General features: G+C 71.6%; 26 protein-coding genes. 6 read left to right on the top strand and 20 right to left on the bottom strand.

The window, feature by feature from the left end; all coding sequences use genetic code 11:
• Positions 1-67 precede the first annotated feature (67 nt).
• Positions 68-844, top strand: coding sequence for a hypothetical protein (locus ABEB12_RS33985; protein WP_345703379.1), 777 nt, complete (start codon positions 68-70; stop codon positions 842-844).
• Here the strand turns inward: ABEB12_RS33985 and ABEB12_RS33990 are convergent.
• Complete coding sequence (locus ABEB12_RS33990) at positions 767-1,567, bottom strand: SAM-dependent methyltransferase (protein WP_185063775.1); 801 nt, start codon at positions 1,565-1,567, stop codon at positions 767-769. The genes ABEB12_RS33985 and ABEB12_RS33990 overlap by 78 nt on opposite strands.
• Positions 1,568-1,706: 139 nt before the next feature.
• Here ABEB12_RS33990 and ABEB12_RS33995 point away from each other — a divergent pair, with 139 nt between their 5' ends.
• Positions 1,707-3,284, top strand: coding sequence for an MFS transporter (locus tag ABEB12_RS33995; protein WP_185063774.1), 1,578 nt, complete (start codon positions 1,707-1,709; stop codon positions 3,282-3,284).
• Here the strand turns inward: ABEB12_RS33995 and ABEB12_RS34000 are convergent.
• Positions 3,281-4,504 carry a cytochrome P450 gene (locus ABEB12_RS34000; RefSeq protein ID WP_185063773.1) on the bottom strand — a complete coding sequence of 408 codons (1,224 nt, stop codon included), beginning with the start codon at positions 4,502-4,504 and terminating at the stop codon, positions 3,281-3,283. The genes ABEB12_RS33995 and ABEB12_RS34000 overlap by 4 nt on opposite strands.
• 295 nt (positions 4,505-4,799) lie before the next feature.
• On the opposite strand from ABEB12_RS34000, the gene ABEB12_RS34005 reads away from it, so the two are divergent.
• Positions 4,800-5,150 carry a hypothetical protein gene (locus ABEB12_RS34005; RefSeq protein ID WP_185063772.1) on the top strand — a complete coding sequence of 117 codons (351 nt, stop codon included), beginning with the start codon at positions 4,800-4,802 and terminating at the stop codon, positions 5,148-5,150.
• A 144-nt stretch (positions 5,151-5,294) separates the two neighbouring features.
• On the opposite strand, the gene ABEB12_RS34010 is transcribed toward ABEB12_RS34005, so the two are convergent.
• A complete protein-coding gene (locus ABEB12_RS34010) occupies positions 5,295-5,585 on the bottom strand; it encodes a hypothetical protein (protein ID WP_185063771.1) in 291 nt (96 codons plus the stop codon).
• 294 nt (positions 5,586-5,879) lie between these two features.
• On the opposite strand from ABEB12_RS34010, the gene ABEB12_RS34015 reads away from it, so the two are divergent.
• Positions 5,880-6,152, top strand: coding sequence for a hypothetical protein (locus tag ABEB12_RS34015; RefSeq protein ID WP_185063770.1), 273 nt, complete (start codon positions 5,880-5,882; stop codon positions 6,150-6,152).
• A 45-nt stretch (positions 6,153-6,197) separates the two neighbouring features.
• On the opposite strand, the gene ABEB12_RS34020 is transcribed toward ABEB12_RS34015, so the two are convergent.
• The 3 genes from ABEB12_RS34020 to ABEB12_RS34030 all read right to left on the bottom strand — a co-directional run bounded on the left by ABEB12_RS34020 (position 6,198) and on the right by ABEB12_RS34030 (position 9,196).
• Positions 6,198-6,908 (bottom strand): TetR family transcriptional regulator, encoded by a 711-nt coding sequence (locus ABEB12_RS34020; RefSeq protein ID WP_185063769.1) that lies wholly within the window; start codon positions 6,906-6,908, stop codon positions 6,198-6,200.
• On the bottom strand, positions 6,905-8,188 hold the full coding sequence (locus ABEB12_RS34025; RefSeq protein WP_185063768.1) for an acyl-CoA dehydrogenase family protein: 1,284 nt from the start codon (positions 8,186-8,188) through the stop codon (positions 6,905-6,907). The genes ABEB12_RS34020 and ABEB12_RS34025 overlap by 4 nt, the downstream gene beginning before the upstream one ends.
• Positions 8,189-8,392: 204 nt before the next feature.
• Entirely contained in the window at positions 8,393-9,196 is an 804-nt protein-coding gene (locus ABEB12_RS34030; protein ID WP_185063767.1) for a PaaX family transcriptional regulator C-terminal domain-containing protein, read from the bottom strand.
• A 382-nt stretch (positions 9,197-9,578) separates the two neighbouring features.
• Between ABEB12_RS34030 and ABEB12_RS34035 the strand changes: the two genes are divergently transcribed.
• Entirely contained in the window at positions 9,579-11,126 is a 1,548-nt protein-coding gene (locus tag ABEB12_RS34035) for a long-chain-fatty-acid--CoA ligase (protein WP_185063766.1), read from the top strand.
• Here the strand turns inward: ABEB12_RS34035 and paaE are convergent, their stop codons facing one another.
• The 8 genes from paaE to ABEB12_RS34075 form a co-directional block, all read right to left on the bottom strand.
• A complete protein-coding gene (gene paaE / locus ABEB12_RS34040; protein ID WP_345703380.1) occupies positions 11,127-12,191 on the bottom strand; it encodes a 1,2-phenylacetyl-CoA epoxidase subunit PaaE in 1,065 nt (354 codons plus the stop codon).
• A complete protein-coding gene (gene paaD / locus ABEB12_RS34045; RefSeq protein WP_221498597.1) occupies positions 12,188-12,691 on the bottom strand; it encodes a 1,2-phenylacetyl-CoA epoxidase subunit PaaD in 504 nt (167 codons plus the stop codon). The genes paaE and paaD overlap by 4 nt, the downstream gene beginning before the upstream one ends.
• Before the next feature lie 61 nt (positions 12,692-12,752).
• Positions 12,753-13,715 (bottom strand): TetR/AcrR family transcriptional regulator, encoded by a 963-nt coding sequence (locus ABEB12_RS34050; RefSeq protein WP_345703384.1) that lies wholly within the window; start codon positions 13,713-13,715, stop codon positions 12,753-12,755.
• 213 nt (positions 13,716-13,928) lie between these two features.
• Positions 13,929-14,936, bottom strand: a complete 1,008-nt coding sequence (locus tag ABEB12_RS34055; RefSeq protein WP_185063762.1) for a TIM barrel protein — start codon at positions 14,934-14,936, stop codon at positions 13,929-13,931.
• Position 14,937: 1 nt separating this feature from the next.
• Positions 14,938-16,122 carry a Gfo/Idh/MocA family protein gene (locus ABEB12_RS34060; protein WP_185063761.1) on the bottom strand — a complete coding sequence of 395 codons (1,185 nt, stop codon included), beginning with the start codon at positions 16,120-16,122 and terminating at the stop codon, positions 14,938-14,940.
• On the bottom strand, positions 16,122-17,168 hold the full coding sequence (locus tag ABEB12_RS34065) for a substrate-binding domain-containing protein (RefSeq protein ID WP_185063760.1): 1,047 nt from the start codon (positions 17,166-17,168) through the stop codon (positions 16,122-16,124). Before ABEB12_RS34065 ends, ABEB12_RS34060 begins: the two co-directional genes overlap by 1 nt.
• A complete protein-coding gene (locus ABEB12_RS34070; RefSeq protein ID WP_185063759.1) occupies positions 17,158-18,186 on the bottom strand; it encodes an ABC transporter permease subunit in 1,029 nt (342 codons plus the stop codon). Before ABEB12_RS34070 ends, ABEB12_RS34065 begins: the two co-directional genes overlap by 11 nt.
• Entirely contained in the window at positions 18,183-19,670 is a 1,488-nt protein-coding gene (locus ABEB12_RS34075) for an ATP-binding cassette domain-containing protein (RefSeq protein WP_185064629.1), read from the bottom strand. The genes ABEB12_RS34070 and ABEB12_RS34075 overlap by 4 nt, the downstream gene beginning before the upstream one ends.
• A gap of 134 nt (positions 19,671-19,804) precedes the next feature.
• Between ABEB12_RS34075 and ABEB12_RS34080 the strand changes: the two genes are divergently transcribed.
• Complete coding sequence (locus ABEB12_RS34080; protein ID WP_345703385.1) at positions 19,805-21,001, top strand: ROK family protein; 1,197 nt, start codon at positions 19,805-19,807, stop codon at positions 20,999-21,001.
• A 489-nt stretch (positions 21,002-21,490) separates the two neighbouring features.
• Here the strand turns inward: ABEB12_RS34080 and ABEB12_RS34085 are convergent, their stop codons facing one another.
• The 6 genes from ABEB12_RS34085 to paaA form a co-directional block, all read right to left on the bottom strand.
• Complete coding sequence (locus tag ABEB12_RS34085) at positions 21,491-22,585, bottom strand: alcohol dehydrogenase catalytic domain-containing protein (protein ID WP_185063757.1); 1,095 nt, start codon at positions 22,583-22,585, stop codon at positions 21,491-21,493.
• Entirely contained in the window at positions 22,582-23,322 is a 741-nt protein-coding gene (locus tag ABEB12_RS34090) for a glucose 1-dehydrogenase (RefSeq protein WP_185063756.1), read from the bottom strand. Before ABEB12_RS34090 ends, ABEB12_RS34085 begins: the two co-directional genes overlap by 4 nt.
• Positions 23,323-23,332: 10 nt before the next feature.
• Positions 23,333-23,935 (bottom strand): TetR family transcriptional regulator, encoded by a 603-nt coding sequence (locus tag ABEB12_RS34095; RefSeq protein ID WP_185063755.1) that lies wholly within the window; start codon positions 23,933-23,935, stop codon positions 23,333-23,335.
• A gap of 85 nt (positions 23,936-24,020) precedes the next feature.
• Entirely contained in the window at positions 24,021-24,905 is an 885-nt protein-coding gene (paaC, locus tag ABEB12_RS34100; protein WP_185063754.1) for a 1,2-phenylacetyl-CoA epoxidase subunit PaaC, read from the bottom strand.
• Positions 24,902-25,228 (bottom strand): 1,2-phenylacetyl-CoA epoxidase subunit PaaB, encoded by a 327-nt coding sequence (paaB, locus tag ABEB12_RS34105; protein ID WP_185063753.1) that lies wholly within the window; start codon positions 25,226-25,228, stop codon positions 24,902-24,904. The genes paaC and paaB overlap by 4 nt, the downstream gene beginning before the upstream one ends.
• A complete protein-coding gene (paaA, locus tag ABEB12_RS34110; RefSeq protein ID WP_345703386.1) occupies positions 25,225-26,142 on the bottom strand; it encodes a 1,2-phenylacetyl-CoA epoxidase subunit PaaA in 918 nt (305 codons plus the stop codon). Before paaA ends, paaB begins: the two co-directional genes overlap by 4 nt.
• Between the last annotated feature and the right edge of the window lie 21 nt (positions 26,143-26,163).

The following is a 26,163-nucleotide window of genomic DNA, read 5'->3' on the forward strand; positions in this document are numbered from 1 at the left end:
CCCGCTCATGACCGCCGCCCGGAGACGACTCCACCTGATCTGAGCCCACTCCTGGGTGCCCTTCGTCGTGCTGACCGGGATCGGCTTCTGGGGGCTCGCGGGATTCATCCCCCCGCCGGACCCGAGCGCCGGAGCCGTCGAGATCTTCGACCGGTTCCGGGAGAACGCCACCGGCATCAGGGTCGGCATGGCGATCTGCATCTTCGCGGCGGCCTTCCTCCTCCCCTGGGGGGCCGCGATCTCGGCCCAGATCCACCGGCTCGAGGGGCGCGACCCCCTGCTGCTGTGGGCCTTCGTCGCCGCCACCGGGTGCATCGTGCTCGAGTTCGCCTTCCCGAGCGCGTTCTGGGTGGCGGCCGCCTACCGGCTCGACGTCCCGCAGACCGTGCGCGCGCTCAACGACCTGGCCTGGCTGCCGTGGATGATCGTGTGCACCGGCATGTTCCAGATGCTGATCCTGGCCGCGGTCACCCTGGCCGACGAACGGGCCGATCCGGTCTACCCGCGCTGGTTCGGCTACTACAACCTGTGGAGCGCGTTCGGCGTGGCGCCCGCCGGCCTGCTCTATGTCTTCCAGACCGGCCCGTTCGCCTGGAACGGCATCTTCGGCTTCTACGTCCCCGCCGTGACCGCGTTCTCCTGGATCGTCCTCAGCGGCGTGATGACCGCCCGCGCCGTCCGAAGACAACCCGGCCAACCCGGCCAACCCGAGCACCCGGACGACCGGATCGAGGAACGGTTGCGTGCGTTGGAACGGCGGGCAGACTCAGGTGCGCGAGGCGACCAGGGTGATCGCGCCGAGATGGTGCCGGTAGCGGTGGAAGACGCGGTAGAACGCGGCTAACCGGGGCAGCACTTGAGGGTGCGCCAGCGCCCGGCCGAGGATAGCGGCGGTTCCGCCGGCGCCTTCGTCGGCGAGCACGGTGCGCGGCTCCAGCAACAGCAACGGCGTGGTGCGCTCCTCCCGGACGGCGAACCCGGAGCCGGCGAGCAGCTCGTGCCATTCCGTGCGGGTGAGCGGTCGCGCGCCGATGCGGAGCACCCGGGTGAGCACGGCCTGGATCTCGGTCTTGGTCTCCTCGGGCAGGTCATCGGGGGTGAGAAGGAGCTCGTGGACGCCGTAGCGGCCGTCCGGGCGTAGCAGCCGGGCGGCCTCCGCGACGATCTCGACCTTGCGGCCGGCCGGTTCCAGCGTCAGCAGTGCCTCGCCGTAGAGCGCGGAGGCACACCGGTCGGGAAGGCCGCTGCGGTGCACGGGCGCGACGATGCACCGCTGGTCGGGGCCGCCGAACGCGCGGCGGGCACGGGCGGCTTCGGCCTCACCGCGTTCGATCCCGACGTAGGAGCGCGGCTTCCGGGTGAGCGCGAGCGCGGTGGTCCGGCCCAGGCCGGGCCACATCTCCACCACATCGTCGTCCGGCCCGATGCCCAACCGGTCGATCAACCACTGGGAGGAGCCGAGACCACCCGGGCGCATCACCCGTTTACCCAGCCGGCCGAGCATCCAGTGCGCCGGCATGCGCCGCAGCGACAGTCCCTCACCCAGACGCGGCGCCTCGCTCGTCATCGGGTCAGCGTAGCCATACCTAACGCATCCGGTCGGACGGCGGCGGAGACGCGTCTCACAGTGCGGATCGTGTCGATCCGATGAGTTCCGGTTCGACGTCTGGTCAGAACCATCGGACACGGACGAGAGGAACCCGGCGATGAGCACCCTGGAAACCCCCACCGCGCCGAGGAGGGCGGGCCGGCGCGAATGGGTCGGCCTGGCTGTGCTCGCGCTGGCCTGCCTGCTGTACGTGATGGACCTGACCGTGTTGCACCTGGCCATCCCCGCGCTCACCGAGCAGCTGCGCCCGACCAGCAGCCAGCTGCTGTGGATCATCGACGGGTACGGATTCATGGTGGCCGGCGCGCTGGTGACCATGGGCACCCTGGGCGACCGGATCGGCCGGCGGCGGCTGCTGCTGATCGGGGCGGCGGCGTTCGGCGCGCTGTCCGTGCTGGCCGCGTTCTCCACCTCGCCGGAGATGCTGATCGTCACCCGCGCGTTGCTGGGCATCGCCGGCGCCACGGTCGCGCCGTCCACCCTGTCGCTGATCTTTCACATGTTCCCCGACCCGAAGCAGCGCTCGCTCGCGGTGGGCATCTGGATCGGCGCGTTCTCCGCCGGCAGCGCGATCGGGCCGGTGCTCGGCGGACTGCTGCTGCAGTGGTTCTGGTGGGGTTCGGTGTTCCTGCTGGCGCTGCCGGTGATGAGCGCGCTGCTGGTGCTCGGGCCGAGGGTGCTGCCGGAGTACCGGGACCCCGACGCCGGCCGGCTGGACCTGGTCAGCGCCGGGATGTCGGTGGTCGCGCTGCTCGCCGTGGTGTACGGGATCAAGCAGATCGCGCAGGACGGCCTGCACACCGGCGCGGTGCTGGCCATCGCGGGCGGTATCGCCGTCGGGGTGGCCTGGGTGCACCGGCAGCGGCGGCTGGCCGAGCCGATGATCGACGTCGGCCTGTTCCGCATCCGCGCGTTCAACTCCGCGCTGGTGGTGAACTTCCTGTCGATCTTCGTGATGGTCGGCTACTTCCTGTTCATCGCGCAGTACCTGCAGCTGGTGCTGGAGCAGTCGCCACTGGAGGCCGGGCTGTGGTCGCTGCCGTCGGCGATCGCGTTCGTGATCAGCTCGCAGCTGGCGCCCCGGCTGCTGGCGCGGGCGCGGCCGGGTTACGTGGTGGCCGGCGGGCTCGGCTCGTCGGCGATCGGGTTGCTGCTGCTCACCCAGGTCGGCGTGACCGGCGGGCTGCCCGCGCTGATCGCCGCCTCGGTGGTCATCTCCCTCGGCATGGGGCCGGTGTTCGGGCTGACCACGGAGATGGTGGTCGGGTCCGCGCCGCCGGAGAAGGCCGGCGCCGCCTCCGGCATCTCGGAGACCGCCGCCGAGCTGGGCGGCGCGCTGGGCATCGCGGCGCTGGGCAGCATCGCGGTGACCATCTACCGGAGCGGGGTGGCCTCCGCGCTGCCCGCCGGAGTGCCGGCCGACGCGGTGGACGCCGCGCGGGACACCCTGGGCGGGGCGGTCGTGGCCGCCTCACAGCTGCCCGAGGCGCTCGGCTCCGCGCTGCTCGGCGCGGCCCGCGAGGCCTTCGTCTCCGGCCTGGTACTCACCTCGGCGGTGGCGGCGGTGATCGCCGCCGTGCTGGCCGTGGTCGCCGCCGTGGCCCTGCGCACCCCGGCTCCGGCCGACAACCCGGCCGCGGCCGAGGCGCTGGAGCAGGACGAGGCCCTGGTTTAGCTCAGGCGGACCGGAACGTGGGTGGGACCGGAGATGAAGTTGGATGCCAACCAGGTGGGTTCCCCGGCCAGGGCCAGGCCGGGGAACCGGCCGAGCAGCTGGCCGAGCATCTCCACCGCCTCGATCCGGCCGAAGTGCGCGCCGAGGCAGAAGTGCGGCCCGCCGCCGCCGAACGCGATGTGCTCGTTCGGCGTGCGGTCCAGCACCAGCTCCTCCGGGCGGTCGAACACCGCCGGATCACGGTTCGCCGCACCGTAATAGAGGACAACCTTGTCGCCGGCCGCGATCGGGACGTCACCCAACGCGGTGTCGGCGACCGCGGTGCGCCGCATGTAGATCACCGGGGCCTGGAAGCGCAGCAGCTCCTCGGCGGCGGCCGGTATGCGCGCCGGCAGGTCGGAGCGCAGCCAGGCCAGCTGCGCGGGCCGGTCCAGCAGCGCCGCCACGGCCCCGCCGATCAGGTTGCGCGTGGTGTCGCCGCCGGCGTTGAGCAGCAGCATGAAGAAGGAGATGAACTCCTCCTCGGTCAGCCGCTGGCCGTCCACCTCGGCGGTCACCAGCCGGGTGGCCATGTCCGGGGCCGGGTTGGCCAGCTTGTCGGCGCGCACCCCGGCCGCGTACTGCATGATCTCGACCATCGCGGCCGACCGCCGCTCCACGATCACCGCGTCCGGCGCCGAGTGCATGATCTCGGTCTGTTCGTAGAGCCGCTCACCGTCCGCCCTCGGAATGCCGAGCAGTTCGGCGATCACGTAGGACGGCAGCTTGCCGGCCACCTCGGTGACCAGGTCACATGAGCCGGCCGCGCGCTCCGCCTCGGCCGCCTCGTCCAGGATCGCGGTCACCGTGGCGGCGATCCGCTCGCGCCACTGCGCCGCCCGCTTCGGGGTGAACAGCCCGCCGACCAGCCGCCGGTAGAACGAGTGCCGGGGCGGGTCCATGGCCAGCATCATCGTGCGGAAAAACTCTAGCTCCTGCGGCGGCAGGTCGGGGATCAGGATGCCGCCCAGCGCGCTGGAGAACCGCTCCGGATGCATGCTCACCTCGCGCACCAGCGCGTGCGAGGTGACCGCCCAGAAACCCGGCCCATCCGGCTCTTCGTGCCGGTACACCGGGGCGTTCTCCCGCAGACACCGGTACTGCTCGACCGGATGCCCCTCGGCGAACGAGGCCGAGCTCCACAGATCGATTCGAGCGGTCAACTCGGCCGGAGCGGACATCGCGTTCCCCCGTCTGGGCGCCTGGTTGCACGGCACTGTGCCTAACGAGAATAGGCGCGGCCGGGTCACCCCGCCGTCAGGGAACAGCGGGCCTCTCCCGCCGCTGACCGGCCTCACGGGCGCATTTCGGGAGTTCGAAGCGGACCCCCGGCCGCGACACGCCGACACCATTGGAGTATTCGCTGGTCCGGCCGGGTTACCCTGACCGCACTCCCCGACCCGAATCCCGCTCCCCTAGCATGGGCCGCTGCCGTACGGACCACCGTGCGACTGACGATCTGAGGAGGATTGCAATATGCAGCGACGCCTGCGCATCAGCTTGGCAATCGCGGCCGCCAGCGGGGCACTCCTGCTCGGCGCCGGCAGCGCGTATGCCGACGGACTCGGTGGCCTCGGGGGCATCCTCGGCGGTGACGACTCGAGCGCGAGCAGCCCGGGCGACGAGGAGCTCCGGAGCGACAGCAGCGACAGCCTTTCGGACTCGGAGGACGGCGACACCGGCTCGGCGACGGACTCCGCCTCGGACAGCAGCAAGCCGTCCACCAAGAAGTCTTCGTCCTCGTCCGGTGACGACTCGGACGACAGCGGCAGCGGTTCGTCCAGCTCTGGCTCTTCCGGTTCCTCCGGCTCGGACGACGACAGCTGACTCCCCGCATGACTTAGTCCGCTCCCCAGCGGTATGACCGGACGCCGGTCGGTGCATCCTCGAGTGCGCCGACCGGCGTTTCGTATTTCCGGAGCCGGCCGGCCGCGCCGACCGGCGTTTCGCATTCCCGGCCCCGGGCCGGGGTCAACCCAGGCACCGGCGGATGGCGCTGAGGCGCTCGGTGACCGCGGTGTCGGCGCCGGCCAGCGCGGCGGCCCGGCGGTGCAGCGCGGCGGCCAGGCCGGCCAGCTCGGCGACGTCGGCGGCCGTGCCGGCCAGCACCTGATCCGCGTACTCGGACCACCCGCCGCCGGGCACATCCTGGATGCCCGCCACGCGCGCCGCCTCGGCCGCGGCGGCCAACTCGTGCGCCAGAGCCGAGATCCGGGCCGCGCGCGACCACAGGGCCGAGGGGTCAGCGTCGATGTCCGCCACGACCGGGATCCTGCCGGCAGGCCGCTCGGCGCTGTGGCCGTTCCCGATCACCCATTCGCGATCGCGATCCAATACCACCAATGGACCTAGATAGGACCGAACGACTTACCCCAGATAGCGTAGTGATCAATAACGACTTGGTAACTGCTCCGCTGAACGTGCATAGGGTACCGCCCGGCGCACGCGCACGGTGAGCACGCGAGTACGGGTTGCAATCACCCACATGGATCCGTCTACAGTGGCGGCCGCTGTCCGGCCATACGTGCTAACAGTTCAAACCCCGAGAGGACAGACATGCGTCTGCGCTACACCCTGGCCCTCGCCGCCGCCGGAGGAGCCCTGCTCCTCGGCGTTGGCACCGCGGCCGCCGACGACCTCGACACCGACTCGCTGAGCACCGACAGCGTTTCGTCCAGCGACCCCACCGACTCGGTCAACACCGACTCGGAGGACACCGACTCCGACAGCCCGAAGTCTGACGACACGGGCAAGAGCCCGTTGGGCAGCGTGGCCGACGTGAAGCCGCCGACCGATCTGGGCGGCTTGGGCGGTCTGGGCGGCCTGTAACCACCCACGCTCGATCTCCGGAACGGCCGATCTGATCCCCCGAGGTCAGGCCGGCCGTTCTGGTGTTTCCGGACCGCTTTTGAGCAGGCGTAACGTGCGCGCGCTGAGCGGCGCGGTGAGCAGCCCGGTGACCAGGTCGGTGAGCTGGCTGGCGAACAGCCGGTCGTCCCGCCTGGGCTGTGGCTGGAGCGCGCGCCGGCCCAGCTCCACGTAGACGAACCGCATCGCGGCGAACCGCCGGTGCAGCCGCCCGGTCGCGGCGTCGTCACTGCCCGGCATCAACGGTTCGACCAGGTCACCCCAGCCGTGCTGGTGGGTGATCAGCTCGGAGATCGGCGTGCCCGGCGCGACCACCCAGTCGCTGCGGTTGACCACCTCGGCGGCGATGCGCAGGAAGTCCGGGCCGCCGTCCGCGCACTCCAGCTCCGCGCAGGCCGGCATGACCAGTGCGTCGGCCAGCTCCCGCAGCCGATCCCGCGCGGAGGCCGGCGGGTTCTCCAGGTACCGGTCCACCAGCGTGCGGTGGCGGATGCGCAGCTCGGCCAGGTGGTGCTCCAGCACGGCCCGCAGCAGGCCGTCGCGGGAGCCGAAGTGGTAGTTCACGGCGGTGACGTTGCGCTGCCCGGCCTCCTTGGTGATCTGCCGCAGCGACGCCCCGTCCACGCCGTGCTCGGCGAACAGCCGCTCGGCCGACCGGCGCAGCCGGGAGGCGGTGTCGCCCCCGGCCGCGCTGGTTTCGGCTGGCGCGGAGGTCACGCGTTCGCGGTGGCCAGGTCGAGCTGCTCGGCGAACTTCTTGCGGGCCGCCTCCCGGCGGGTCGGAATGTGCTCGGTGGGCACCTCGGTCGCCTGGTAGCCGCGCAGGATGCGCCGCGCCACCGACTCCTTGTGCACCTCGTCCGGGCCGTCGTAGATGCGCGCGGCGCGGGCCGCCCGGTACATCTGCTCGAGCGGGAGGTCGCCGGAGAAGCCCAGCGAGCCGTGTACCTGGATGGCCTGGTCGATCACGTCGTGCAGCACCCGGGCGCCCCAGTACTTGATCATGGCGATCTCGTTGCGGGCGTTGGACGCGCCGACCTGGTCCATGGTCCACGCCGCGTGCAGGGTGAGCAGGCGGGCGGCCTGCATGTCGGCGGCCGAGGTGGCCACCCAGTCCTGCACCATCTGCTTGTCGGCCAGGCGCGAACCGTGGGCGATCCGGCTGACCGCCCGCTCGCACAGCATGTCGAACGCCCGCTTGGACTGGCCCAGCCAGCGCATCGCGTGGTGGATCCGGCCCGGCCCCAGCCGCTGCTGGGCCAGCTTGAACCCGTCACCGGGGTTGCCCACCAGGTTCTCCCTGGGCACCCGCACGTCGGTGTAGATGATCTCGGCGTGGCCGCCGTCCAGGCCGCCGGACCACGGATGGTCCATCACCGGGATGTCCCGCAGGATGTTCACCCCCGGCGTGTCCACCGGCACGACGATCATGGACGAGCCCTGGTAGGGGGACACGTCCGGGTCGGTCACCGCCATCACGATGAGGAAGTCGGCCACGCTCGCGTTGGACGAGAACCACTTGTGACCGTTGATCACGTAGTCGTCGCCGTCCAGCACCGCACGGGTGCTCAGCATGGTCGGGTCCGCGCCGGCGCCCGGCTCGGTCATGGAGAAGCAGCTGCGCAGCTCGCCGCGCAGCAGCGGGTGCATCCAGCGCTCCTTCTGCTCCTCGTTGCCGCCGACGGACAGTAGCTCGGCGTTGCCGGAGTCCGGCGCCTGGTTCCCGAAGATGCCGGGCGCATACTTGCACTGCCCCAGGATCTCGTGCATCAGACCCAGCTTGACCTGCCCGAACCCGCCGCCGCCCAGCTCCGGCGGCAGGTGCGAGGCCCACAGCCCCTGCTCCTTGACCCGGTCCTTGAGCGGTTGGGTGATCCGGTCGTAGGTCGCCCAGTCCAGGTCCAGCGTCTCCAGCGGGATGATCTCTTCACGCACGAACTCGCGCATCCATGCGAGCTTGGCTTCGAACTCCGGCTCGGTGGAGAAGTCCCACGCCATCGTCGGCTACCGCCCTCCGTCTAGTTCATGTGCCAGAGACTGTAATGCACATGCATTAACGGGCCAAGGCGTCACCGTGAACTCGAAGCGCACGTCACACCGGCGGCGTACCCAAATCCCCGACTCGCCGTACCCAAATCCCCGACTCGCGGACGCGGGCACGACACCTCGGGTGAGGTGTCGTGCCCGGCCCTCGTTCGCGTTCTAGGCCGTGCGAGAGAGGAGGGAGGCGACGCACTCCTCGGCCGGCTCCCGGAGCAGCTCGTGGGCCTGCCGGAAGACCTTGTGGGCCGTCCAACCGGCCCAGTCCTCCGGCAGCAGCTGCACGGGCAGCTCCGGGTCCCGGTAGAGCGACTCCCGGTACCGGCCGACCAGCCGGGTCCGCTCCACCAGCGCGTCCTGTCCGGCCAGGTCACCGGAGCTGTAGTGCTCCAGCCTCGGCTCGAACTCGGCGACCAGTTCGGCATAGTCCCGGTTCAGCTCGTCCAGGTCCCAGGACCGGGCCGCCATCGCCCGGTCCACCTGCGGTCCCTCGGACGCGGCGCTGAACAGGTCCATCCGCACCGAGGACCACTGGGCGACCGCCAGCTTCACCTCGTCCACCCGGTCGTGCGGACTCAGCCACACCGAAGGCGAAAGCGGGCCGTACCCGAGCCAGCTGAGCTTCTTGCGCAGCTGTTCGCGCACCGCCCGCTCGGTCTCCGGGACCGAGTAGATGACCAGGTGCCACCGCCCGTCCCAGGCCTGCTCACTGCGCCGGAAGACGCGCTCCTGCCCCTCCTCCAGCATGTGCCCGGCGGCGTCGGTGAGCAGGTAGGTGGTTTCCCGGCCGTCACGACGGCTGGCCAACCAACCCTCCTTGCGCAGCCGGGTGACCACCACGCGGACTGTCGCCTCCGGAACCCCGAAGCAGCCCATCAGGGCTATGAGCCCTCTTAGTCGGACCTCTCCACCGCCCGTACACAAGTAGTCGCCGAAGAGGTCGAAAACCAACGATCGAGCCTTCACCGTTTCCCCCTTCTGATCGACCGCTCGTCCCCACAAGCGGTCGTCCAGTCCTGGTAGCGAAAACCCCGGGCGGATCGGGTCCGGTGAACGCCCCCGACGCACCCAAGGTGGCTGTGATAGTCGCACAGAGTAAACCTGATTACTTCGCGTCGCGGCCGTTGGACTCCCCGCAACCCCACCATCGGGTCAGTTAAGCCCGGGCCCGAATCCCCTGGCCCCAGGTCTGCATACCGCTAAGTATTGAAAGTTATACCATTGCAACTGCGACATAACGTCGTTCTCCTGCTGTGTCGCGTGGTGCCAGTGGGCAACGACGATCACCCAGCGCATCCGACCGAACACACCTCTAAACTTTCAGCGGCAACAACAGGAGGAGGCGCGGATGAGTGGCGGCCACAACCCCCCGACGGACCTCGGCTCGTGGATGGCCCGGCGGGCGGCCAGCTCGCCGGAGCGCCCGGCGCTCACCTTCGGCGGCGAGACGGACAGCTACGCCCAGCTGCTCGACAAGATCGACCGGCTGGCCGCCGAGCTGCGGGCCGGCGGGGTGTCCGCCGGCGACCGGGTGGGCTACCTCGGGCTGAACCACCCGCTGTTCCTGCACACCATGTTCGCCGCCGCGCGGCTGGGCGCCATCTTCGTTCCGCTCAACTTCCGGCTCAGCGCCGCCGAGCTCGCGTTCATCGTGGGCGACGCGGAGATCCACACCCTGATCGCCGACGCGGACCGCGCGCGGGTGATCGACCCGGTGCGGGGGGAGACGCCGCTGCGCCGGGTCATCACGCACACCGACGACGTGCCGGGCTGGGAGGCACTGGACGCGCTGCTGACCTCGCGCGAGCCGCTGGCCGAGGCCGACGCGGTCGGCGCCGGCACCGAGGACGTCGCGGTGATCATGTACACCTCGGGCACCACCGGCCGGCCCAAGGGCGCCATGCTCACCCACGGCAACCTGTTCTGGAACAACGTCAACGCGCTGCTGTCCTTCGACATCCTGTCCGACGACACCACGCTGGTCTGCGCTCCGCTGTTCCACATCGGCGGGCTGAACGTGACCACGCTGCTCACCCTGCAGAAGGGCGGCCGGGTGGTGCTGATGCCGGGGTTCGACCCCGGCGCCGCGCTGGCCCTGATCGCCGAGCACCGGGTGACCACGATGTTCGGCGTGCCGGCGATGTTCCTGTTCATGAGCCAGCACCCGTCGTTCGGCGAGGCCGACCTGTCCAGCGTGCGGCTGCTCATGTGCGGCGGCGCGCCGGTTCCGGAGCGGCTGATGAAGCTGTACAACGGCCTGGGCGTGCCGTTCGCGCAGGGCTACGGGCTGACCGAGACCGCGCCGTTGGCGCTGGTCACCCGGCCGGAGGAGACCGTACGCAAGACCGGTTCCGCCGGGCGGACCACGACCATGCTCTCCGACGTGCGGCTGCTCGCCCCGGACGGCACGCCGGTGCCGGTGGGCGAGCGCGGGGAGATCTGCGTGCGCGGCCCGCAGGTGATGGCCGGCTACTGGCGCAACCCTTCCGCCACGGACAACGTGATCGACGCGGACGGCTGGTTCCACACCGGCGACGTGGGGGTGTGCGACCCGGACGGCTACGTGTACGTGGTCGACCGGGTGAAGGACATGGTGATCAGCGGCGGGGAGAACGTGTACCCGGCCGAGGTGGAGAGCGTGCTCTACGACCACCCGTCGGTGGCCGAGGTGGCCATCATCGGCACGCCGGACACCCGGTGGGGCGAGGCGGTCACCGCGGTGGTGGTGCTGGCCTCCGGCGCGTCCCTGACGCTGGACGAGCTGCGCGAGTTCGCCCGCGAGCGGCTGGCCGGGTACAAGCTGCCGCTGCGGCTGGAGATCGTCGACGTGCTGCCACGCAACCCGGCCGGCAAGGTGCTCAAGTACGAGCTCCGCGAACGCTTCGCGCCGGAGTGATCAGGCGTCGAAGTCGATGGTCAGGGTGTCGGTGGTGGGCAGGGCCTGGCAGGTGAGGGCGTAGCCGGCGGCCAGCTCGGCCGGCTCCAGGGCGAAGTTGCGCCGCATCCGCACCTCGCCGTCGGTGACCAGCGCGCGACAGGTCCCGCAGACCCCGCCCTTGCAGGCGAACGGGAGGTCGGCGCGCACCCGCTGCGCGGCGTCCAGCACCGGTTCCGTCCGGGGCAGGGTGAGCACGGTGGACCGGCCGTTGAGTACCACGGTGACCTCGGCGGTCTCGCCGTCCAGCGGGGCCGGGTCGTCCGGGTGGTGCAGCTCGGGGGGCGGTTCGTCGACGTAGAACAGCTCGCGGTGCACCCGTTTCGCGTCGACGTCGAGCGACTCCAGCACGCCGCGCGCGGCCTCGGTCACACCCAGCGGGCCGCACAGCCACCAGTGGTCCACGCCGTCGGTGTCCACGAGCAGCGTGAGCAGCTCGCGCAGCTTCGGCTCGTCCAACCGGCCGGACCCGATGTCCGCCTCCTGCGGTTCCCGGGACAACACGTGCACCAGGTGCAGGCGGGGGCCGTAGCGGTTCTTCAGGTCGGCCAGCTCCTCGGCGAACATCACCGTGTCGGTGCGCCGGTTGCCGTAGAGCAGGGTGACGTGGGTGTCCTCGTGGGCGGCCAGCACGGACGCGGCGATGGACAGCACCGGGGTGATGCCCGAGCCGGCCGCGATCAGCCCGTGGTGCTCGCCCCGCGCGATCCGGGCCGGGCTGAACGTGCCGGACGGCGGGGCCACCTCCACCCGGTCGCCGGCGCGTACCCGGTCGACCAGCCAGCTGGAGAACAGCCCGCCGTCGATGCGCCGCACACCGACCCGGGGCGGCGCGCCGGCCGGCGCGCAGATCGAGTAGGAGCGGCGCTCCTCCCGGCCGTCCACGTTTTGGCGGAGGGTCAGGTACTGGCCCGGGCGGAAGGCGTACTCGGCGCGCAGCTCGTCCGGGATCTCGAAGGTCACGGCGGCCGCGTCGTCGCACAGCCGTTCCACCTCGGCCACTCGTAGTGCGTTGAAACCGGTCACAGCGGCCTCACGTGCTCGAAGGGTTCCCGGCAGGCCGGGCAGCGGCGCAGCGCGGTACATGCCGTCGGCCCGAACCGGGACAGCTCCTCGGTCGAAGGCGCGCCACAATGCGGGCAGGGCACCCGGGCGCTGAGCGGCTCCAGGTTCAGCGGCACCGGCCCGGCCGGCCGCTCGCCGACCCGGTCCGGTGGCGCGACGCCGGCCTCGGCCAGTTTGCGCCGGCCGCGCTCACTGATCCAGTCGGTGCTCCACGGCGGGGAGAGCACGGTGCGCACCTCGACCTCGCGGTAACCGGCGCCGTGCAGGGCTTCCCGCAGGTCGTCGCGCATCTCGGCCAACGCCGGGCAGCCGCTGTAGGTGGGCGTGATGGTCACCGTGACCGCGTCCCCGGACACCTCGACACCGCGCAGCACGCCGAGGTCGGCGAGGGTGAGCATGGGCATCTCCGGGTCCACCACCTCGCCGGCGACCCGGCGCGCGTCCCGGCTCTCGGTACTCAGCACCGACGCCTCCTCACTCGTACTGACCGAATGTTCGGTCGTCTAGTAACAGGATGCCGCCTCAGCACCGCTGGCGCAAGCCCCGCGTGAGCGTCCCGCACGTCCGGCGCAAGCCCCGCGTGAGCGTCCCGCACGTCCGGCGCAAGCCCCGCATGGGCGAGCCGCCGGCGACGCGCCGCGCAGACCGGGCCCAGGCGGCTCGCCGATCGGGGCGCGAACGTCTCGCTCGAGGAGTGATCACCGTCCGCGGCGGTTCAGCGTCGAAAATCGACGCCAGAGCGCCAGAGACGGCGATCACCCCCTCGGGCCGGGGCTCGCTGCCCTGGGCAAGGAGCGGCAGCGCCGCCATCACCCCGTTCACCGTGCGGGCGGTGAACGGGGCGTCCAGAGGTTCACGGGACAGCAGCCGCCGGTAGAAGATCGGCCCCAGGAACAGCTCGGCCACCGCTTCGGCGTCGATCCGCGGGTCGATCTCCCCACGCCCGGCCGCGCGCGCCACCGCCTCCCGGATCGGCGCCCGACGCCCGGCGGTGAACCCGGCGAGCGGCTTCGCCGGCGCCGTGTCCCGCTCGGCCGAGTCGACCAGCGCGGGAACCAACGCCGAGGTCGGCGGCGCGGACAGCACCCCGGCCAACTCCTCGGCGAACCGCGCCAGGTCGCCGCGCAGGCTGCCGCTGTCCGGCGCGGTGGCCATCGGGATGATCGACTCGATGGTGCCGCCCAGCACGGCCCCCTTGTCCGGCCAGTGCCGGTAGGTGGTGGTCTTCGCGGCGCCGGAGCGCTCGGCGATCGCCTCCACCGTGGTGGCCGCGAAACCCGTTCCACCAGCAGATCTACCGTGGCTTTGATGATCATTTGACGGGACCTGACCACCCAGGGCTGGCTGCCGGCCAAGCTCGGCCCGGAGGGGATCCAGGCCGGGCGGACCAAGCTGGACTCCTACGCCCGGGAAGCCGGCCGAGATCCCGCCGAGATCACCACCGCGCCGCGGTCCGTGGTCTGCCTCGGCGACACCCCCGGGCAGGCCAGGAACTCCTCGTTCGACCCGCCCGGCGTGGGATTCCGGTGCGCGACGACATGCTCGGCGACGACCGGCCGGCTGAGGTGGCGCGGTTCCACCGGGAGGCGTTCGCCTGGGCGGGGCTGCCCGAGGCCTGCTGAACCGACTGAATCACCGTGCCCAAACCACTGAATCACCGTGCTCAAAGCACTGAATCAGAGTGCTGGGGGCACTGAATCAGGGTTGGGGGGAGAAGGCGGTGTCGAAGGCCGCTTCTGGTGGGGGGAATACGTTGGCGCGGATGTAGGCGAGGGCTTCGGGGGCGCCTTGTAGGCGGTCCATGCCGGCGTCTTCCCATTCGATCGAGATGGGGCCGGTGTAGTTGATCGCGTTGAGCATGCGGAAGGACGCTTCCCAGGGGACGTCGCCCCGGCCGACCGAGACGAAGTCCCAGCCCCGGCGGGGGTCGGCCCAGGGGAGGTGCGAGCCGAGGCGGCCGTTGCGGCCGTTTCCGGTGCGCAACGCCGTGTCCTTGCAGTCCACGTGGTAGATCCGGTCCCGGAAGTCCCAGAGGAAGCCGACCGGGTCGATGTCCTGCCAGACCATGTGGCTGGGGTCCCAGTTCAGGCCGAAGGCCGGCCTGCGCCCGAGCGCGTCCAGCGCGGCGACCGTGGTCCAGTAGTCGTAGGCGATCTCGCTCGGGTGCACCTCGTGGGCGAAGCGCACGCCGACCTCGTCGAACACGTCCAGGATCGGGTTCCACCGGTCGGCGAAGTCCCGGTACCCGTCCTCCACCATCGACGCGGGGACCGGCGGGAACATGGCCACCGTCTTCCAGATCTTCGAGCCGGTGAACCCCACGACCGTGTCCACGCCGAGCGCGGCGGCCGCCCGGGCGGTCACCTTCATCGCCTCGGCGGCCCGTTCCCGTACCCCCTCCGGCGAGCCGTCGCCCCAGACCCGGGAGGGCAGCAGTGCCCGGTGGCGCTCGTCGATCGGGTCGTCGCACACCGCCTGCCCGGTGAGGTGGTTGGAGATGGCGTACACGGACAGGCCGTGCTTCTCCAGGATGTCCCGGCGGCCGCGCAGATAGCGATCATCGGAAACCGCCGCCCAGGGGTCGAAGTGGTCGCCCCAGCAGGCGATCTCCAGCCCGTCATAGCCCCACTCGCCGGCCAGCCGGGCCACCTCCTCGAACGGCAGGTCCGCCCACTGGCCGGTGAACAGCGTGATCGGTCGGGCCAAGTCACTCACTCCCAATCGGCTGCCAGGCGCCGCCGCCGTCCGCCGAGCGGGCGACCGCGTCCAGCACCAGTTGCACGTTCAGGCCGTCGGCAAAGGACGGGGTCGGGTCACGGTCGGCGGCGATGTCGGAAACCAGGTCGGCCACCTGGTGGGTGAAGGTGTGCTCGTAGCCGAGCAGGTGCCCGGGCGGCCACCAGGCGTGCACGTAGGGATGGGTCGGCTCGGTGGCCAGGATGCGCCGGAAGCCGGCGGTCTCCGGGTCCTCGGTGTTGTCGTAGTAGGCCAGCTCGTTCATCGACTCCAGGTCGAAGGCCAGCGCGCCGAGGCTGCCGGACAGCTCGATGCGCAGCGCGTTCTTCCGGCCGGTGGCGAACCGGGTGGCCTCGAAGGAGGCCAGTGCGCCGCCGGCGAACCGGCCCAGGAACAGCGCCGCGTCGTCCACGGTCACCGCACCGCGTTCCGCGCTGACCCCGCCGGCCGCCAGACCGCCGGCCGCGGCACCCACCGGCAGCGGGCGTTCCTTCACGAACGTCTCGGTGAGCGCGCACACCCCGGTCAGCCGGTCGCCGGTGAGGTACTGGGCCATGTCCACGATGTGCGCGCCGATGTCACCCAGCGCGCCCGACCCGGCCGCCTCCCTGCGCAGCCGCCAGACCAGCGGCGCCTCCGGGTCGACCAGCCAGTCCTGCTGGTAGGACGCCCGCACGTGCCGCACCTCGCCGATCCGGCCCCGCGCCACCAGCCGCCGGGCCAGCGCCAGCGCGGGCACCCGGCGGTAGGAGAAGCCGACCATGCTGCGCACCCCGCGTTCCGCCGCGTGGGCGGCCGCGGCGGCCATCTCCCGCGCCTCGGCGACGCTGTTGGCCAGGGGTTTCTCACACAGCACGTGTTTGCCGGCGGCCAGTGCGGCGATGGCGATCTCCGCGTGGGTGTCGCCGGGGGTGCACACGTCGACCAGCGCGATGTCATCCCGGCGCAGCAGCGCCCGCCAGTCCGTCTCCACCGACGCCCAGCCCATCCGGTCCGCCGCCGCGTCCACCGCCGCCCGGTTGCGCCCGCACAGCGCGGTCAGCTCCGGGGTCAGGGGCAGGTCGAAGAACCGGGCGGCCGACCGCCAGGCGTGCGAGTGCGCCGCCCCCATGAACGCGTAGCCGACCATGCCCACGCCGAGTACCGAAGCGCCCATCAGGACTCGAAGCCCAACGGCAGGTACTCACCGACGTTGTCCTTGGTCACCGTGGCCGAGGCCAGGGTGATCGACGCCGGCACCTCGTGCTCGACCAGGTCGCCCAGCCCCCTTCGCTGGGCGACCAGGCGAGCCAGGGAAATCGCCGAGGAAGCCATGGTCGGGCTGTAGGTGACCGTCGCCTTCAGCACCGTGTTGTCCGCCTGGATGGCCTGCATCGCGTTCGACGAGCCGGCCCCGCCGACCATGAAGAACTCGGAGCGCCCGGCCTGCTGGATGGCGGCGAGCACGCCGATGCCCTGGTCGTCGTCGTGGTTCCACAGCGCGTCCAGCCGGGGCGCGGCCTGCAGCAGGTTGGCCGCGACCCGCTGGCCGCCCTGCGCGGTGAAGTCGGCCGCCTGGCGCGGCCCCACGGAGAAGCCGAAGCTGGCCAGCGCGTCCTTGAAGCCCTGGCTGCGCTGCTGGGTGAGCGGCAGGTTGTCGATGCCGGCGATCTCCCCGATCACCGGCTGGGCGACGTTCCGCTCGCGAAGCCGGTTGGCGATGTAGTTGCCCGCGCTCACGCCCATGCCGTAGTTGTCCCCGCCGATCCAGCAGCGGTAGGCCAGCGGGGTGTCGAAGATGCGGTCCAGGTTGACCACCGGGATGCCCGCCTGCATGGCGCGCCGGCCCAGCGAGGTGAGCTGGCTGCCGTCGTTGGGCAGGATGACCAGCGCGTCCACCTTCTTGTTGATCAGTGTCTCCACGGCGGCGATCTGCTGGGTGATGTCGTTGGTCGGGTTCACCGGCTGGTAGGTGACGTCCGGGTACTGCCCGGCCTGCGCCTGGGCGTTCTTGGCGATGGCCGCGATCCAGCCGTGGTCGGCGGCCGGCGCGGAGAACCCGATGGTCACCGGGCGGCCCGGAGCCGCATTGTTTCCGGCCGGTGCGGCGGCACCCGGGGCGGGCGCGGCGTTGTTGCCGGCCGGTGTGTTGCTCGTACAAGCGGTGAGTGCCACCCCGGCTCCCACCCCGACCGCACCGGCCAGGAATCCCCTACGTAGCACGTGTCCTCCTCTGCACCAGCACGGCGGCGACGATGATCGCGCCCTTGGCGATGTTCTGGACCTCGGTCTCCAGGTTGTTCAGCACGAACAGGTTGGTGATCGTGGTGAACACCAGTACGCCGAGGATGGAGCCGATCAGGGTGCCCCGGCCGCCGGAGAGCAGCGTGCCGCCGATGATCACCGCCGCGATCGCGTCCAGCTCGTAGAGCGTGCCGTGGGTGCTGGACCCGGTGGTGGTCAGCGAGGCGATCATGATCGCGGCGATGCCGCAGCACAGCCCGGACACCGCGTACAGCGCGGCGGTGTGCCGGCGCACGTCGATGCCGGCCAGCCGGGCCGCCTCGGGGTTGCCGCCGATGGCGAAGGTGCGCCGGCCGAACGTGGTGCGGTTCAGCAGCACCCAGCCCAGCGCCACCACCACGGCGAAGATGTAGACCAGCAGCGGGATGCCCAGCAGCCGGGTGCTGGCGATGCCGGCGATCACCGGGTCGGTGACGATCTGGCTGCGCTTCCCGGAGATCCGCTCGGCCAGGCCCTGCGCGGAGATGAGCATGGCCAGCGTGACGATGAACGGCACGATCCGCCCGTAGGAGATGAGCAGCCCGTTGACCAGCCCGGCACCCACGCCGACGACCAGCGCGCAGAACACCATCACCACCGGCCCGTAGGACTGCGTGGCCACCGTGGTCGCCCACACCGAGGCCAGCGCCATCACCTTGCCGACCGAAAGGTCGATTCCCCCGCCGATGATCACGAAGGTGGCCCCGACGGTGAGCACGCCGATGATCGACGCCGAGGTCAGGATGGTCAGCAGGTTGCCGGCGCTGAGGAAGGTCGGCGCGGTGAGCACGCCGATCACGCCCAGCGCGGCGAGCACCCCGACCAGGCCCAGGTTGTGCCGGGGCAGCCGGGACACGGAGAACCGCCCGGGCCGGGTCGGGCCGGCCACGTCGTCGGGGTCGGCTGGATGGCCGGCCCGGGCGGTCTCCTTCGCGGGAGGTACGTTCGCGCGCGTCATGCCCGCTCCCCCTGCATCACCAGGTCGAGCACGCTTTGTTCGTCCAGCTCGGCGGCCGGCGCGCGGTGCACCACCCGGCCGTCCGCGACCACCAGCACCTGGTCGGCCAGCCCGAGCACCTCGGGGATGTCGCTGGACACCAGCACCACGGCCACACCCCGCCCCACCGCGTCCCGGATCAGCGAGTAGATCTCCGCGCGGGCACCGACGTCCACGCCCCGGGTCGGCTCGTCCAGCAACAACACCCGCGAGCCGGCCAGCAGCCAGCGGGCCAGCACCACCTTCTGCTGGTTGCCGCCGGAAAGGGTGCGCACCGGCGCGGTCGGGTCGGCCGGCCGCACGTCCAGCCGTTCCGTGGTGCGCGCGGCCTCGGCCAGGTCGGCGTCCTCGGCCAGGAAGCCGGCGCGGGCGAACCGGTCCAGCACCGGCAGCGAGACGTTCCGGTACACCGACTCGTGCAGGATCAGGGCCTGGCCCTTGCGCTCCTCCGGGCACAGCCCGACGCCGGCTTCGACGGCGGCCGGCACGGAGCCGGGGGCGAGTGGGTTGCCGCGCACCCGGACCGTTCCGGCGCCGGCACGGCGGGCGCCGTAGACCGTCTCCAGGATCTCCGAGCGCCCGGATCCGACCAGCCCGGCCAGCCCGACGATCTCCCCGGCCCGCACCTGGAAGCTGACGTCAGCGAACTCGCCGTCGCGGCCCAGCCCGTCGACCTCCAGCGCGAACCCGCCGGGCGGTCGGGCGCCGCCCGGCGCGGACCGGGCCGGCTGGTCCAGCGCCCGGCCGGTCATCAGCCGGATGACCTGCTCGGTGGAGGTGTCGGCGGCGGGCAGGTTGCGGGCCACCGTGCGCCCGTCCTTGAGCACGGTGAGGCGGTCGCCGATGGCCCGGATCTCGTCCAGCCGGTGCGATATGTAGACCACGGCGACCCCAGCGTGGGTCAGCTCGCGGATCACCCGGAACAGGTTGGTCACCTCGGCCGGGTCCAGCACGGCCGACGGCTCGTCCATCACGATCAGCTCGGCGTTGCGGGAAAGCGCGCGGGCCACGCTGACGATCTGCTGTCCGGCCGCCGGAAGGTCACCGACCTCGCGGTGGGTGGGGATCTCCGGGTGACCCAGCCGGGTGAGCAGCTCGCGGGCCTTCCGGTGCGCCTCCCGCCGCCGGACCCAACCCAGCCGGGCCGGCTCGTGGCCGAGGAAGATGTTCTCCGCCACGCTCAGCCCGGGCACCAGGTCCAGCTCCTGGTGGATGGCGGCGACGCCCGCGGCGTCGGCGGCGTGCGGGTTGTCGAAGTTGACCAGCTCGCCGGACCAGTACAGCTCGCCGCCGTCCGGCTTGTGTGCGCCGGCCAGCACCTTGATCAGGGTGGACTTGCCGGCGCCGTTCTGGCCGAGCAGGCAGTGCACCTCGCCGGCGGCCACGTCCAGGTCCACGCCGTCCAGCGCGCGCACACCGGGGAAGTGCTTGCATACACCGCGCATACGCAGAAGTTCCACCGGTGGCTCCTTCGACACGCATGCAGTTTCGGCGGTTGACCAATGCCGCACAACGACGGAATAATGTTTCACCTGGTTATTAATCCGGCGAAAAGAGGAAGACGATTCTCGAGTTGCCGGTGTTGCCCCTGTTACGCCTGAACCCGCCGACGGACGCCGCGCGGAACGGTTCGGCCGTTCTCCTGAGCACCCTCGCCCGGCTGCTCGCCTCGGGCGCGGCGGCCAGCAAGGCCGACCTGGTGATCGCCACCGGGTTGGCGCGCACCACGGTGAGCAACGCGGTGGACCAGCTGCTCGCCGGGCATCTGCTGGAGCTCGACGCGAACCCGCCTCCGCCGGTCGGCCGCGGCCGGCCGGCCGAGCGGTTGCGCCTGTCCCCCGGTGGCGGCCACGTACTGGTCGCCGACCTGGGAGCACACGGTGCCCACCTGGCCGTGGTCGACCTCGGCCAGCGCCTGCTCGCGCACACCCACGTGGACTGCGAGATCGCGGACGGGCCGGACCCGGTGCTGGACGTGGTCGAGGCGTCGCTGCGCAAGCTCCGCGCCCGGCTGCCCGGGCCGGCACGAGCGATGGTGATCGGGGTCCCCGGGCCGGTGGACACCCGCCAAGGCATGCCGGTCCGCCCGCCGATCATGCCCGGCTGGCACGCCTACCCGGTGTCCGGCCGGCTGCGCCGGGAGTTCGAATGCCCGGTGATGCTGGAGAACGACGTCAACCTGCGCGCCCTCGGCGAGGCGCGTTCGTTGCCGGCGGACCAGGCGCCGCTGCTGTTCGTCAAGGTGGGCACCGGCATCGGCGGCGGGCTGATCACCCGGGCCGGCGAGCTGCACCACGGCGCGGACGGCTCGGCCGGCGACATCGGGCACATCCGGGTGCGCGGCGGCCCGGACATCCGGTGCGTGTGCGGCAACGTGGGCTGCATCGAGGCGGTCGCCTCCGCGTCGGCCATCGCCGGCCGGTTACCGGCGCAGCCCGCCACCATCGCCGACGTCCGCGCGCTGGCCGCGCACGGCGACCCGGTCGCGGTGCGCCTGGTCCGGGAGGCCGCCGAGCTGATCGGCGAAGTGGTGGCCACCCTGGTCCACTTCTACAACCCGGCCCGGGTGACCATCGGCGGCTCGCTCACCGCCGCGAGCGACGAGCTCCTGGCCGGCATCCGCGCCGTCGTCTACGAACGCGCCCTCCCCCTGGCCACCCGCAACCTGGTCCTCACCACGTCCACGCTGGGCGAGTACGCCGGCCTGGCCGGCGCCACAGTCCTGGGCATAGAACGAGCGTTGTCACCAAGCCGCATCAAACGCACCCTCACCTAACCCCATATCGCGGGTCTCCCCAGCCCATATCGCGGGTTTCCCCAGCCCATATCGCGGGTTTTCACAGCCCATGTCGCGGATTCGTCCGCACTGTGTCGCGGATTTTGCGCTCCGGCCCGCCGGTTCGGAACGGGCAGGTTCGGCAGCAGCTTGGACGGCGCGGAGCGGCGGTCTGCCGTGGCTTGCGAGCCGCCTGCCGCGGCTGGCGGGCACTGCGGGTCGGATCGGCCGGCGCGTCGTGTCGAGGTCCACGTCAGTCTGATTGCTCAAAAATCGAACCAGGCTGGTGTCGAACTCGATGATGACGAATTAGTTGCTGTCCGTAGTTGGCGCTCGGTGGCCCGGCGCCGAACCGGGGCAGGGCACCCTGCCCCACCGTCCAAGTCGTCGGCCAAACCTGCCCCACCCGAACCGGCGGGCCGGAGCACAAATCCGCGACACAGTGCGGACAAACCCGCGACATGGGCTGGGGAAACCCGCGATATGGGTTTAGGGGGTGAGGACTACTTTGCTGACGCCGGCTGAGCGGGTGGACATTAGGCGGTAGCCTTCGGCGGCCTCGGATAGGGGTAAGCGGTGCGTCACCACTTCGGCGGGGCGGAGGCGGCCGGCGGCGGTCAGGGCGAGCAGGGTGGGCAGCTCGTACTGCACCGAGCACAGGCCGATGGCGAACTCCAGCTCGCGGACCTGCGCCGCCGGCATGTGCAGCGGGAACGCCTTGTTCTGGCTGACCCCGACCACACTCACCCGGCCGCCGGTGCGGACCGCGCCGATGGCCAGGTCGATGCTGGCGTCGGCGCCGACCGCCTCCAAGGCCACGTCCGCGCCGCCGCCGGTGGCCGCCCGGATTGCCGCCTTCGCCTCCTTGCCCGCTTTGGCCGCGCTGCCCCGGTCCGGGTCGGGGCCCTCCGGCGGCGCGACCGGTTCGGCGCCCATCGCGGCCGCCCGGTCGCGCCGGTCCGGCACCTTGTCCATGCCGAACACCCTGGCCGCACCCAGCGCGTATGCCGCCTGTATACACATCAAGCCTACCGGCCCCAGCCCGACCACGACCACCGAGTCGCCCGGCTGGATGCGCGCCCGGCGGGCGCCGTACCAGGCGGTCGGCGCGTTGTCGGTGAGCACCACCGCGTCCTCGTCGGACAGCCCGTCGGGGACGGGGATCAGGTTGGTCGCCGCGTGCGGCACCGCGACCGCCTCGGCCTGGCTGCCGGGCAGCGCGTGGCTCAGCCCGTAGCAGGCCACCGTGCCGGCGGCCACCGGCGGCGCCGCGCACCTGGACACCCGGCCCCGCCGGCACTCCGCACAGAACGCGCAGCCGACCGAGGCCGCCACCAGCACCCGGTCGCCCACCGCCAGCCCGGTGACCGCGCGGCCCAGCTCGACCACCCGGCCGACCGCTTCGTGCCCCAGGCAGTAGCCGGTGTCGGGGCTGAACCCGTGCCCGGCGTAGATGTGCAGGTCGCTGCCGCAGATGCCGGCCAGGTCGACCGCGACCACGGCGCCATGCTCGTCCGGCAGCGCCGCGTCGGGCACCGAACGGACCTCGACCGAGGACGGCCCCCGGTAGGTGACCCCCCTCACGGCGCGCCGCCGTCCAGCCGCAGCACCGCGCCGGTGCAGTAGGAGGACGCGTCCGAGGCGAAGTACAGCGCCGCCCCGACCAGTTCTTCCGGCTCGCCGACCCGGCCGAGCGCGAAGGTCCGCTCGATCCGCTCGAACGCCTCCGGCGGCCACGCATTGGAGATGTCGGTGCGGAACGGGCCGGCCTGGATGCAGTTGACCCGCACCTTCGGGCCGAACGCCCGCGCCATGCTCTCGGTGATCACGTTCAGGCCGGCCTTGGCGGTGGCGTAGGGCAGCTCGTGCGGGCCGGGCCGGATGGCGGCGATGGAGCTGACGTTGATGATCACGCCGCCGTCCCCTTCGGCCATCCGGGTACCGATCACCGAGGACAGCCGGAACGGCCCCTTCAGGTTCACCCCGATGACCTTGTCGAACAGCGCCTCGGAGACCTGGTCCAGGCTCGGGTAGAGCGGGGACAGCCCGGCGTTGTTGATCAGCACGTCGACCCGGCCATACTCGTTGTATACAGCGTCGATCAGCGCGTCGCAGTCCGGCCAGCTGGACACGTTCGCGGCCACCGGCAACGCGCGCACGCCGTGTTCCGCGCGCACCGACTCGGCCAGCTCGACGCAGGCGTCCAGCTTCCGGCTGGCGATCACCACGTGCGCGCCGCGCTCGGCGAACGCCTCGACCATCCGCCGGCCCATGCCCCGGCTGCCGCCGGTGACCAGCACAACCTTGTCCTGGAACTCCATTCGTTCTCCCTCAGATGGTGATCCCGTGCGCGGCCAGCGCGAAGAACCGTTCGGCGATCTCCTCCGGCTCGAGCGGGCCGCTCGGCCGGTACCAGTAGAAGACGGAGTTGGCCAACCCCAGCAGGCCGTTCACCTCGACCCGCTCCACCGGCCGGAAAACCCCGGCGGCCATGCCCTCCCGGAGCACCCGCCACCACACCGACTCCACCTCTTCGCGCAGCCGCTGCAGCTCATCGGCCCGCTCGCCGGTCAGCTTGTCCTGCTCCCGCAGGTAGATCACCACGTCGTCGCGGCGATCGGCGATCGTGGCCACGTGATGGGTGATCAGCAGGCGCAGCTTCTCCGCCGGCGGCCGGTCGCCGTCCGCGATGGCCGACTCGCCGCGCAGCGACTCCGCCACGTGCCGCTTGAGCACCTCGAACAGCAGCTCCTCCTTGGAGCCGATGTGGTAGTAGAGCGCGCCCTGGCGTACCCCGGCGGCCCGGCCGATCTCGGCCACCCCGGTGCCGTGGTAGCCCCGCTCGGCGAACAGCCGGACGGCCACCTGGTGGATCCGCTTCCGGGTGGCCTCCCCCTGCGGCACCTCCTTGGGTGGCCGTCCGACCGATCGCACCGTTGCCTTCGCCCCCAATATATTGAGTAATCAGTACATTAAGGGCAGCGGAAAACCCCCGCAACCGGACGGAGGCCTTCCCGAACTACCAGGTGGCTTGCGGGTGCTGGCGGGCCAGGCTCTGCATCTCGGCCAGCACCCGGCCGAGGTGCTCGGTGTGCACGCCCTGGCGGCCGCCGCGCCCGCCGATGGTGCCGATCGGCGTCCGCTCCGGCACCTCCAGGGTGGCGCGGGTGATCACCCGCCCCAGCACCTCGCGCACCTCGGCCTCGACCTCCGCCGGGTCCACCGCGACGCCCTGGGCGGCCAGCCGGCGCTCGGGCTCACTGACCCGGAACAGCTCGGCCAGATAGGGCCAGGCGTAGTCCAGCGCGGCCCGCATCCGGTCGTGGGACTCGGGCGTGCCGTCACCGAGGCGCAACGTCCAGCGCGCCGCGTAGTCCCGGTGATAGGCCAGCTCCTTGACCCCCTTGGCGGCCACCGCGGCCAGCACCGGATCGCGCGAGTCACGCAGCCGGTGCAGCACCGCCAGCCGCCAGCTGGCGAAGATCAGCAGCCGGGCGACCGCGACGCCGAAGTCGTCCCCGTCGCCCAGCTCGGCCAGGTTGACGTGCCGGAACTCGGCGTCGGACCGCCAGTACGCCAGCTCGTCCTCGGTCCGGCCGAGCAGGTGGCCGGCCCGTGACAACAGCAACCGCGCCTGGCCGAGCAGGTCCAGCGCGGTGTTGGCCAGCGCGACCTCCTCCTCCAGCTCCGGCGCGTTGGCCACCCACTCGGACAGCCGCTGAGCGTAGATCAGCGCGTCGTCTCCGAGCATCAGGCAGTACTCGGCCAGCTCCGCCGGGCCCGCCCCGTCCGGCACCGGCGCGTCGATCTGCACGCCCGCGTCGGTGAACCCGGTACCGAAGGCCCAGTGCTCGTCCCCGCCGTGCGCCTCGGCCAGCTCGTCGTAAACCTTCTCCGCGCTCACAGGTGCGGCACCTCCTCCGGGATGTCGTAGAAGGTGGGGTGCCGGTAGACCTTGTCCGCCGAGGGCGCGAAGAACGGGTCCTTCTCCGCCGGGCTGGACGCGGTGATGTCGGCCGCCCTGACCACCCAGATGCTCACGCCCTCGTTGCGCCGGGTGTACACGTCCCGCGCGTTGTGCAGCGCCATCTCCGCGTCGGCCGCGTGCAGCGAACCCACGTGCACGTGGTTCAGCCCGCGCTTGCCCCGCACGAAGACCTCCCACAACGGCCAGTTGCGCTGGCCCCGTGAGTGGCGAGTGTGGCTATGGGCAGACTTCTCACTCACGGGTGCACCTCCTGCTTGGCCGCGTAGGCGGCGGCCGCCTCGCGGACCCAGGCGCCGCTCTCGTGCGCCCGGCGGCGGCGGGCCAGGCGCTGGGTGTTGCACGGGCCGCCGCCGGAGATCACCGACTTGAACTCCACCCAGTCCGGCTCGCCATAGTCATGGGCGTCGCGCTCGGCGTTCCAGCGCAGCTCCGGGTCGGGCAGCGTGACGCCCAGCGCCTCGGCCTGCGGCACGGTCATGTCCACGAACCGCTGGCGCAGCTCGTCGTTGGTGTGCCGCTTGATCCCCCAGGCCATGCTCTGCCGGGTGTTCGGCGAGTCGGCGTCGGGCGGGCCGAACATCATCAGCGACGGCCACCACCAGCGGTTCGTCGCCTCCTGGACCATGGCCTTCTGCGCGTCGGTGCCGCGCATCATGGTCATCAGCAGCTCGTAGCCCTGCCGCTGGTGGAAGGACTCCTCCTTGCAGATCCGGATCATCGCGCGGGCGTAGGGGCCGTAGGAGCAGCGGCACAGCGGCACCTGGTTGCAGATCGCCGCGCCGTCCACCAGCCAGCCGATCACGCCGATGTCCGCGTAGGTCAGCGTCGGATAGTTGAAGATCGAGGAGTACTTCTGGCGGGACTCGATGAGCTTCTCGGTGAGCTCCTCGCGGTCCACGCCGAGGGTCTCCGCCGCCGCGTAGAGGTAGAGCCCGTGGCCGGCCTCGTCCTGCACCTTGGCCAGCAGGATCGCCTTGCGCCGCAGGCTGGGCGCGCGCAGGATCCAGTTCCCCTCCGGTTGCATCCCGATGATCTCGGAGTGCGCGTGCTGGGCGATCTGCCGGACCAGCGTGGCGCGGTACGCGTCCGGCATCCAGTCCCTCGGCTCGACCCGTTGGTCGGCGGCGACGATCTCTTCGAACCCGGCGGACAGCTCGGTCTCGCCACGCCGTTC

The sequence above is a fragment of the Actinospineispora eucalypti genome (genome assembly GCF_039543365.1).
GTDB lineage: Bacteria > Actinomycetota > Actinomycetes > Mycobacteriales > Pseudonocardiaceae > Pseudonocardia > Pseudonocardia eucalypti.

Bases quoted from the DNA above. Each gene is read 5' to 3' on its own strand.
- ABEB12_RS33990 (WP_185063775.1), bottom strand. From the start codon at position 1,567: ATGACGAGCGAGGCGCCGCGTCTGGGTGAGGGACTGTCGCTGCGGCGC.
- ABEB12_RS33995 (WP_185063774.1), top strand. From the start codon at position 1,707: ATGAGCACCCTGGAAACCCCCACCGCGCCGAGGAGGGCGGGCCGGCGC.
- ABEB12_RS34000 (WP_185063773.1), bottom strand. From the start codon at position 4,504: ATGTCCGCTCCGGCCGAGTTGACCGCTCGAATCGATCTGTGGAGCTCG.
- ABEB12_RS34005 (WP_185063772.1), top strand. From the start codon at position 4,800: ATGCAGCGACGCCTGCGCATCAGCTTGGCAATCGCGGCCGCCAGCGGG.
- ABEB12_RS34015 (WP_185063770.1), top strand. From the start codon at position 5,880: ATGCGTCTGCGCTACACCCTGGCCCTCGCCGCCGCCGGAGGAGCCCTG.
- ABEB12_RS34025 (WP_185063768.1), bottom strand. From the start codon at position 8,188: ATGGCGTGGGACTTCTCCACCGAGCCGGAGTTCGAAGCCAAGCTCGCA.
- ABEB12_RS34035 (WP_185063766.1), top strand. From the start codon at position 9,579: ATGAGTGGCGGCCACAACCCCCCGACGGACCTCGGCTCGTGGATGGCC.
- ABEB12_RS34060 (WP_185063761.1), bottom strand. From the start codon at position 16,122: ATGGGCGCTTCGGTACTCGGCGTGGGCATGGTCGGCTACGCGTTCATG.
- ABEB12_RS34070 (WP_185063759.1), bottom strand. From the start codon at position 18,186: ATGACGCGCGCGAACGTACCTCCCGCGAAGGAGACCGCCCGGGCCGGC.
- ABEB12_RS34075 (WP_185064629.1), bottom strand. From the start codon at position 19,670: ATGCGCGGTGTATGCAAGCACTTCCCCGGTGTGCGCGCGCTGGACGGC.
- ABEB12_RS34090 (WP_185063756.1), bottom strand. From the start codon at position 23,322: ATGGAGTTCCAGGACAAGGTTGTGCTGGTCACCGGCGGCAGCCGGGGC.